1 protein-coding gene is annotated in these 1,165 nt (G+C 47.2%); it reads right to left on the minus strand.

The features are described 5' to 3' along the window. Nucleotides 1–1,140, minus strand: a 1,140-nt coding sequence (locus tag R7Q47_RS25610) for a chain-length determining protein (protein WP_318090176.1), incomplete at its 3' end; no start/stop codon positions are given. Nucleotides 1,141–1,165 lie beyond the last annotated feature (25 nt).

A 1,165-nucleotide genomic window follows, 5' to 3' on the forward strand; every position in this document is an offset into this window, starting at 1 on the left:
CATTTCACGTTTTACGGCGACATCACGTGCTAAACGGTTGATTTCTGTCGCGGTGCTACCAAAGCGATGGGCATTGCTTTCTAACTCTTGAATCATCTTTTGCAAACTGACGGTTTCTTCGGTGAGTGATTCAAAACGGCTACGCATAATTTGCAGTTGATGAAGTTGAGACACAAGCAATGGCTGCGCTTCCCCAAGACTACTTACGGTGGCGTTACTCGCAATGTCCCACAATTGGTTACTGTTCAGCTCTGGCTGTTTTGAACTGAGCAGAACTGTGCGTTCTTGCTCTAAGCGTTTTAATTCGCGCAATTTTCCTTGTACTAGGCTGTGCGCTTCGGTGTATTTGGCGCGGAGCAGAGTAAGCTCGCTTCGGATCTCGATAATTTGTTCTTCAATCTTACCGATGACGGGGTTGGTTTTGGAAAGCTGTTGGTCCAAGCTCCCCAAACTGCGAGTCACACCGGCCAGCTCGGCTTCTTTCTCCGCCAAGGTTTGCTTTAAGCTGGCTAGGCGGGTCAAGCTTTGGGCCTGCATTTCTGGAGTTGCGTGTGAGTAGGTGTTTTTGTACTCGGCAAAAGCGTGCTCGGCTTTGTCGAGCTCTTCTCTTCGCTTATTGATATGAATGGTCAAGAAATGACTGGAATCCTTAATCGAAGAGCGTTCCGGTGCCAACAGTTGCTCAACAAATCGGTTACTCACCGACGTTAACATTGACTCCATTCCTTGTGCTTTACCGCTTCTTAGCTGAATTTGGATAAAGTCTTTACCCAGTTGTTGAACCGATAAGCGCGAAGCGAGATCTTTGATGATGAATTCTTGTTCTTTCGCGCCCATGTCATCGTCAATCAGCCCTTGCTCTTTTGCGACAGAGTAGAGCACGTGACGGCTTTTCAGCAAAGTACTCAACGCACTCAAACGGTCTTTAAGCATGGTTGATACGGCAATATCTTGCAGAAACGGATTCATCTTTGCCGTTTCTTGAATCAACATGCTGGTGTGTGCGACGTACGTTGTTGGAACGAGCTTGCTTACGCCAAAACCAAGGATAGGTAGCACAAGCATCGGAATGACAATCATATAGCGACGTCGCCACGCGCCATGCAGTAATACGCTGATGTTTTCTCGTAAATCGCTCATAGTGCCCTCACTAATTTCTCAACTT

This window comes from Vibrio sp. Vb0349, assembly GCF_033338975.1.